Here is a 7,530-nt window from a genome sequence, read left to right as displayed (position 1 = left end):
TCACAACTTCCCCCTAGACTTGGCTGCTGCTGATGTTGCTCCTGTTGCTTTAAGCGCTCCTGCAATCAACGGTTAATCGGTTTAGTTAAATAAAAAACGCTCTCCAATTACGGGGGGCGTTTTTTTTGTTTTGGGAACATACGAGCAGAAGCGGCTATCATGGCTTTTGTATCTGCTGTGGTGTTGACAAAAAGCGATTCCTACGGAGTGCTTCGCTAACGCACATCTTCCACTAAAAGCTAAAAAAGAGCATTTTTGATAATGCCATTTATCACCGATAATCACGCTCCATTTCTCCACTAAAGGAGGCAGCAACTTTATAACCAATGCGAATACCAAAAAGTCGAGCAAATCTGTTTTTATTCCGTAAATAATGTGCTGATTCTATGCCTGTTTTATCAATAGCATATTCACCTGTTTCTATATCAATAATTATCATTTTACCGATGTTTTCCTCGGTTTCAACTTGTTGACGAATGCCATTTTCATATAATTCTTTGGCACGTTTTGCGACTTCTTCGCTGCTGAGGAGAATGGCTTGCATTTTGTTTCATCCTTTTTCGTGATTAGTTTATTATACTTGATTTAGTAGTACAGTTTATCCTTCCTCAAGCCACTGTTCATAACCACATATCAGCAATCTTTTCTTTAAATTAGCGATCGCTTCAGATGTGGGTACATCAATTGACTGTACCCGATATACATCATTGAGGACAACACTATAATCTTTACCGCTATAGTAAGCTACAACTTCAGCTAAATTCCTATCTGACATTTCCTCACTAAGTAATGCTAAAAGCGGTAAATAAGATTGTGATTCTATTCCCTTGGGGAAAGCATTTTGAATTAATTTATAAGTAGGTGAACACAATAAAACCAAACTGTGTAAAGAAACGTAAAATCGCCCAAACCCTCTTCACTCTTGCCTTTTGCCTCTTGCCTTTTGCCTTGCCATAACGACAATTTTCAACGCCAACCTACTTATGTACTTTGTAGATGTGGTGAAACAGTGATTTGCATGATTAATTACCAGTTAAAGGAAAAGGTGGATGAATATATACATGAAAATCCACACCTTGAGCAGAAGCGGCTCTCACAGCTTTTGCATCTGCTGTGGTGGTGATAATATTTAGTTGATCACCCGTACCTAATATGATAATATAGTTAAATTTATATATAAGGTTCTTGCGTAGATTTTATGGTAATTGAGGATTGATTACCGCGAAACCCTTACGGGGCAAGGGTTATAACCTATTATGCCCAATATTTTTAATGAAATGCCGATACAATAAGGCTTTCAATGATTTTGAACTGGGTTCTCCATAAAAAGTACCAAAGAACCATATATAATTAAAATGGATAATTTTTGATATCTTCTCATGACATTACAAGAATTGCAAAAACAAGTATTACAGTTACCAATGAGCGATCGCTGGCAATTGGTACATACTGTATTAGAATCAATACAACAAGAAACTATATCACCATCAAAGAAGGGTAATTTATCTCGACTACGTGGTATTGCTAAAGGTGCAAATATCTCAAATGATGAGAATATTAATGGAGATTATGTTACTTATCTAACTGAAAAATATCAATGATGCGAGTTTTTATTGATACGAATGTGGTTTTAGATTTTTTACTAGAAAGAGAACCTTTTGTAGAAGATGCAGTCAAGCTATTTGCAAAAATTGATGCAGGTGAGATTATCGGGTTTATTACTGCTACTACAATTACTAATATTTATTATATTATTCGTAAAGCCGCAGGTGTAAAAGTTGCTCAAGATGCAATTTCTCAAATTCTCACAGATTTACATATTTGCAGGGTTGATAAAAATATTTTAGAAACAGCAGTAGCTTTAAATTTTCAAGATTTTGAGGATGCTGTGCAGTATGCTTGTGCTATGAAATCAATGGTAGATGTGATTGTAACTCGTGATGTGTCTGGATTTTTAGGTTCAGAAATTCTAGTAATTTTACCTGGGGAGTTAAATCATATTTCTAGGGAGTAAAAGCGATACCTTCGGTAAGCTTCGCTAACGCATTTTCTCCACTATTAACTAGGAGTGATACCTTTGGGTTATTTTTTTTCCACTACCTGAATTAATTTCCATTGTCGAAAAGTACCAATTAAACGTTCATTGGTTAATAAACCTACTTCTGGTTCAGGACTAACCCAAGCATAATTATTGATAGGAACATCTGCAACTTTTTGAAATCTTTTTCCCCAATGAAGAGTTTCAAAGGTGAGTAACAACAAAGCTTTATCACCACCAGTCGTCATTGTTTCTGTTTTTTGTACTACAAAATTAATAGTATGATTTTTGAGGACAGTATAAATTTCTGGTTGCTGGACAAACAATTTTACATCAGGACTATAATTACTTAACAAACCATTACTACCAGCTACACTTAAAGCTAACCACGCAGGTACTAACCAAGCCGCTAACCAATAATTAGCAGTCAGGAATTTTTGCTGAAAACGATGACGTGCCACCCAAATTACTGGTAAAAATAACCAGCCTAATCCTAACACATAACCTATTGATGAATAATTTTTAATATCTGTACCATCACTTACTGTAATTGGTATGAGTCCTGTATTTAATATTATTCCTGCTATGAAAACAACAGCACCTAAACTACCAAATACATAACTAAGATTCCGAGGTAAGAAAAAATATTTTGTTGTTTGACGATGCTGATTATAAATTTCACCTAACCAATCTAATGCTATGGCTGATAAAATTGCCATCCAAGGACAAAGCATGAGGGTATAATGAGGTAAACGAGTAGAAATTATGCTAATTTCTAGAAAAATAATTACAGGACAAATCACTAATATCAAAATATTCTTAGTCAAAGAACGACGACAGACTAAACAGTAAACCAAAAAGTTTTTCCCAAAGAGCGATTTTTACGGAATGCTAACGCTATTGCTACAGACGAAGCAGGCATCAACAACAAAATACGATAGACATTTATGTGATATAAAATACTAAATACATAAGAAATAGTTATAGTAATTTGCACTGGGTCAAAATATGAAATGATGAATGTAGTGTGTAGCATATTGGTTGAAAAAATTGACTGTTTCATCTCTAACAAAAGCCACGCAGGGCGAATCTACAGAAGAACTCGTTTTAACCGACTCAGAAACCCAAGACGCAGGTTATTCAGTGTTTAGTAGAAAATTTTTCGATTGAAACGCAAGGAGCCTGTGACCAACAAACTTTATTCGAGATTCTGGTTAAAGCAGCCAGCACTGGAGACAGTATTGAAAACACAGCTAAATTGTTAAAAAATATTCCGACAGCTAATGATATTAGATATCATCTCAATAAAATTAATAATTTTGAGGAATTAGAAGCGCAAATAAATCAAGCATTAAAAAGTCGAATTCCTTTAGGATTAAAAAAGGGGTGTTTAAAAATAGCGATTGATTTAAATTTAATTTGTTATTATGGTAAACCAACACCGTCAGAATTACCCTACATATATCGAAGTGAAGCTAAATCTGGTACTAATTCATTTTACGCCTATGCCACTTTATACGTTATTAGTAATAATAAGCGTGTAACTCTGGCAATAAGAGGTGTTCGCCAATTAGATACTAGTGTGGCTTTAATTACTTATTTATTAGCAGAACTTGAACCCCTCAAAATAAATGTAAAAAAACTCTACTTGGATAGAGGATTTTTTAATACTCCTGTAATTAGATGGTTACAGGCATTAGATATCCCCTTTCTTATGCCTGCTATCAAGACTGGAAAAAAAGGAGGAATCAAACAATTTCTCAAGGGTAAAAAAAGTTATAAAACTACCTATACCATTACAAGAGACAAAGATGATTTCGTCACATTTGATTTATGGATTGTCTGTAAATATAGAAAGGGAAAGCATAAAAAGCATGGAGTTCAATACTTTGTTTATCTTGCTTATAAGGTCAAAACAAATTTAAATTATATCTATCAAGATTATCGAAAAAGATTTGGCATTGAAACTAGTTATCGTCTGAAAAATATTTGTCGAATTAAGACGAATAACAAAAATCCAGTTTTGAGATTACTATTCATTGGAATATCCTTTCTTCTAGTTAATATCTGGGTGAATCTACTATGGCTCAAAATCAGCCGTAAAAGGAAGGGTAGTCGATTAATTTATCGCACACTTTTCACACTCAAACAGATGTTAGCTTTTTTATCTCAAGCCCTACAGAGGAAATATCAAGTCGTTGAAAGCATTTATATTCCATCCGGTTAGCGTCAAGAAATTATTACCCAGCCAATCATAAGTAATTGTTATCTATATGATATCTACTGGTTAGAACACTGGGAATTAAAAAGTATTTTATATTACTGATTGTTTGATGATAGCATCAGTGTTTTATAGGAATCGCTTTTTGGGAAAAACTTTTTGGTTTACTGATATATGGGGGTGATAACATCGGATCTATCCATACTTCTGTAAATTCCCAGTTATTCTTCACTAGGTCTGGTGCGGGGTGGTATTTGTTGTCTGCATTGATTTTTATCTCCCCATAGTAAAGTGGAATACTACTACTATCTGGACTAATTCTATATTCTATAACCTTAAACTTGTGTTTTCACTGACCTTATCTCAGCGATTCCTGCGGAGCGCTTCGCTATCGCCTTCTGGTACTGAGTTCCGCACAATCGCACTTCTCTACCATAATCTAACTAAGAGCGATTTCATTATTTTTTCACTATGTAAAATGTGTGATTATCTTTTATTTTATAATCTACACTTGCAGCAATCTTTGTTTTTTCTGTAACTATAAGTTCAGGATATTCGGTATTATCTAATTGAATTGTTAAAATAGGTTTTTTATAAAACCTACCTTCTTTTGCTTGGATAATTAACATATCTCCAACTTTTATCGTATAATTTTCAAGCTCAAACGCCAATACTTTATTGCCAAAAATTTTAATTACATTTTCTACTTTCTGAAAAGTATGTCTGGATTCTTCTTTAATAACTTGTTCAAATAATGTCTGAAAAATAGCTTGACAATATTTCTCTAAAAATTGAATATAAGGTTCTAATTCAGATATGCTGAGGATATCATCTACTTCTTCTGAACCGTGAGCAATTTGGTTTCTTCTTTCAACCAAATCATTTATTTTATTATACAAAATATCCTTTTCTATTCTAGAAATAGTATTTTGGTTTAAACCAATTTCATTTTTAAGTTCTTCATTTTTTAACAATTCCTCATTCAAATCCAAATTTAACTTGTTGAATAACTCTACAATTTTGTTATGTTTTAAATTACCTGACAAAAGAACAAAAGCATCTGTATTAATTTGGTATTTGGTAGGATTGACTATACAATTATTAAGTTTCTTTAGCACTTCCTCTTTTGTAAGATGCTGATATTTGGCACTTTCCCTACTGGTAATAGTATTTATCAATTTTAAAGAAAGTTCAAAATGATTGTCTCTGATTTTTTCGTGTATTTGTGTATATTCAGGTATGACAGTCGATAGAAAATCAAGATACTCTTTAATCCATATTTCTACATATTTTTCTAGCAGTCCATATAGTGAGATAATAGATGCTTTATATTCAAATATTCGCTTATCTGTTCTAAAACTTCTATCATGCTCTTTCAGTGTATTCAGTAATTTTCTGATTTGTTCATTATCGCTTTCTAAAACAAAATAAGCAGCTACATCATTTACATATTGAATATGTTTTAAATATTCTCTGATTTGATTGACTTCTCTTTTAAAGTTTTCCAATGATTGTATATTCATAATTTCTATCAATAATTAATTAAATATAGTTCTGTAAGAAATTATGAAAATAGCTCATGCGTGCTTCCACATCTTTTTTATTATTGTATCTACCATCAAATAGCAATCTATTATTTTCTTCTTTGATGTTTAGTGATTCTTGCTCTGAATATAAATTATTTTTAATAGCATCTTTATTTATCAGTAAACTCTCCTTATAAGCAATATTGTTTGCAAACACCTGCATTATTGGATCATATATAGTTTTTAATGGCTTTGTTCTCTCACGCTCTCCTTTTGGAGGTATAAAAGCTGAATCTCCTAATATAGTATATATCAACTGAATAGTTTCGTTAAACAGGGTTTCAAGATATTTAATTGTTTCATCTGAATAATTATTTGCTTGTTTTAAGTATTCATCTAAAAATCTATCCACAGGAGATTTTAAATTATCTATATGACGATAAGCAAAGAATCGCAAAACTAATTCTACATCTTCCATTTTGCGATAAGATTCACTTTTAAGTAATTTTTCTTCTCCTTCGCTTTCTAAAGGTAGTTTCCACATTTTACGGAAATAGTCATTTTGAGCAAGTTTTATACATACTTGGTTGAATTTACCATTGTGTAAGGCATTTCTCGTTTCTTGTGGAGTTAATTTATCTCCTCCACTATTCAATCTTTCAAAAACTATATGTTTTACATATTCAGCTTCTCTTTCATTTTTAGCTGTTTCTTGTAATAAGACAATAGATGATAAATAGCGTCTATCTATTCCTCTTCTAACTTGTCCAGGCAAATTTTGATAATTTCGTCCATTAAGTTCCTGCCAATATTCTAGACCTTCTAGGTTAAATTTTCCTTTATAAAAATCATATATAGCCGTTAGTCTTTGTTCTCCATCTATTACTTCATAAGTAGAATAATCTATTTCATACAGAAATATAGGTGAAATTGGCACATTCATTATTAATGATTCTATTAAACGAGATTTCTGAGTATAATTCCATCTTTTCCTGCGCTGGTATTCAGGATTTAGGATATACCTTTTACTGTCAAGCATAGTTTCTATACTATCAATTGGATAACGAGCCTGTTCCGTTACAATTCTTATCTCTCCTTTATTATATTTTTCGTTAATTTCATCGTCGGAACGAGAGACTGGATAAATATCCAAGCTATTTTTATCAATAAATGTTTCACCTGAAATTAAGTGACTATTTGTGATCATATTTATTCTTCCTTATATTTTTACTAATTAAATCTAAAACTTGAGGATTATATGATTTTACAGTTTTCTGTGACCCAGTATATCATATCCATTCACAAATGCCTAATCGGTTAAGCATTATTCTTAATTTTTAATTAATCTTTTATCATGACTACTCTTAATTATGCTGGTAATGCCCTAACATTAAATCGGATTGTGACGCTAAAATCTTTTTTCGTTCCTCTATTGATAATTTCATAAATTCACGACGGTTGATAAACTGTTGTTTCAGTTCATCAATATTTTCAGAAAATTTGAGTTCACTATGTTCTCCTCTCGTTTCGCTGCTTCCCTTCTAGCCAATACTGTTCGGTTAACGAAAATTTCCACGTAAACAACCTATTGTATAAAACCAACAAATCATTGAAAATGTTGGGTTTCGTTCCTCAACCCAACCTACGTATTTTTGTTTTTTAGTCTTAACCGAACAGTATTGCCCTTCTAGCTAATTCTTCCGGTGGTATTGTAAATTCTGGAAAAATTCTCCCTGGTTGACGAC

At 32.3% G+C, this 7,530-nt stretch carries 10 protein-coding genes and 1 pseudogene; 4 read left to right on the top strand and 7 right to left on the bottom strand.

The features are described from left to right. A pseudogene (locus tag HEQ36_RS14170) lies at positions 1 to 76 on the top strand (photosystem II protein D1); the annotation flags it as partial. Positions 77 to 271: 195 nt separating this feature from the next. Here the strand turns inward: HEQ36_RS14170 and HEQ36_RS14165 are convergent. The 3 genes from HEQ36_RS14165 to HEQ36_RS14155 form a co-directional block, all read right to left on the bottom strand. Beyond that, positions 272 to 544, bottom strand: a complete 273-nt coding sequence (locus HEQ36_RS14165) for a hypothetical protein (protein ID WP_039200436.1) — start codon at positions 542 to 544, stop codon at positions 272 to 274. A gap of 54 nt (positions 545 to 598) precedes the next feature. After that, complete coding sequence (locus tag HEQ36_RS14160; protein WP_168636256.1) at positions 599 to 880, bottom strand: DUF3349 domain-containing protein; 282 nt, start codon at positions 878 to 880, stop codon at positions 599 to 601. A gap of 142 nt (positions 881 to 1,022) precedes the next feature. Further along, on the bottom strand, positions 1,023 to 1,154 hold the full coding sequence (locus HEQ36_RS14155) for a DUF1308 domain-containing protein (protein WP_257720913.1): 132 nt from the start codon (positions 1,152 to 1,154) through the stop codon (positions 1,023 to 1,025). A gap of 225 nt (positions 1,155 to 1,379) precedes the next feature. On the opposite strand from HEQ36_RS14155, the gene HEQ36_RS14150 reads away from it, so the two are divergent. Both HEQ36_RS14150 and HEQ36_RS14145 read left to right on the top strand, forming a co-directional pair. Then, complete coding sequence (locus HEQ36_RS14150; protein ID WP_168636255.1) at positions 1,380 to 1,601, top strand: hypothetical protein; 222 nt, start codon at positions 1,380 to 1,382, stop codon at positions 1,599 to 1,601. Then, positions 1,598 to 2,014 (top strand): PIN domain-containing protein, encoded by a 417-nt coding sequence (locus tag HEQ36_RS14145; RefSeq protein ID WP_233455505.1) that lies wholly within the window; start codon positions 1,598 to 1,600, stop codon positions 2,012 to 2,014. Before HEQ36_RS14150 ends, HEQ36_RS14145 begins: the two co-directional genes overlap by 4 nt. A 68-nt stretch (positions 2,015 to 2,082) precedes the next feature. On the opposite strand, the gene HEQ36_RS14140 is transcribed toward HEQ36_RS14145, so the two are convergent. Beyond that, positions 2,083 to 2,895 (bottom strand): hypothetical protein, encoded by an 813-nt coding sequence (locus HEQ36_RS14140; protein ID WP_168636254.1) that lies wholly within the window; start codon positions 2,893 to 2,895, stop codon positions 2,083 to 2,085. Next, on the bottom strand, positions 2,880 to 3,074 hold the full coding sequence (locus HEQ36_RS14135) for a hypothetical protein (RefSeq protein WP_205748547.1): 195 nt from the start codon (positions 3,072 to 3,074) through the stop codon (positions 2,880 to 2,882). The genes HEQ36_RS14140 and HEQ36_RS14135 overlap by 16 nt, the downstream gene beginning before the upstream one ends. Positions 3,075 to 3,176: 102 nt before the next feature. Between HEQ36_RS14135 and HEQ36_RS14130 the strand changes: the two genes are divergently transcribed. Continuing rightward, on the top strand, positions 3,177 to 4,265 hold the full coding sequence (locus HEQ36_RS14130) for an ISH3 family transposase (RefSeq protein ID WP_325064634.1): 1,089 nt from the start codon (positions 3,177 to 3,179) through the stop codon (positions 4,263 to 4,265). Between the two features lie 452 nt (positions 4,266 to 4,717). Here the strand turns inward: HEQ36_RS14130 and HEQ36_RS14125 are convergent, their stop codons facing one another. Then, a complete protein-coding gene (locus HEQ36_RS14125) occupies positions 4,718 to 5,782 on the bottom strand; it encodes an MAE_28990/MAE_18760 family HEPN-like nuclease (RefSeq protein ID WP_053540642.1) in 1,065 nt (354 codons plus the stop codon). A gap of 19 nt (positions 5,783 to 5,801) precedes the next feature. Further along, positions 5,802 to 6,992 carry a DUF262 domain-containing protein gene (locus HEQ36_RS14120; RefSeq protein ID WP_053540643.1) on the bottom strand — a complete coding sequence of 397 codons (1,191 nt, stop codon included), beginning with the start codon at positions 6,990 to 6,992 and terminating at the stop codon, positions 5,802 to 5,804. Positions 6,993 to 7,530 lie beyond the last annotated feature (538 nt).

Origin of the sequence: Anabaena sp. 54 (assembly GCF_017355725.1) — a bacterium.
Lineage (GTDB): Bacteria > Cyanobacteriota > Cyanobacteriia > Cyanobacteriales > Nostocaceae > Dolichospermum > Dolichospermum heterosporum.
Note: the sequence above shows the minus strand (reverse complement) of the source record. Positions and strands in the feature narration are given on the sequence as shown.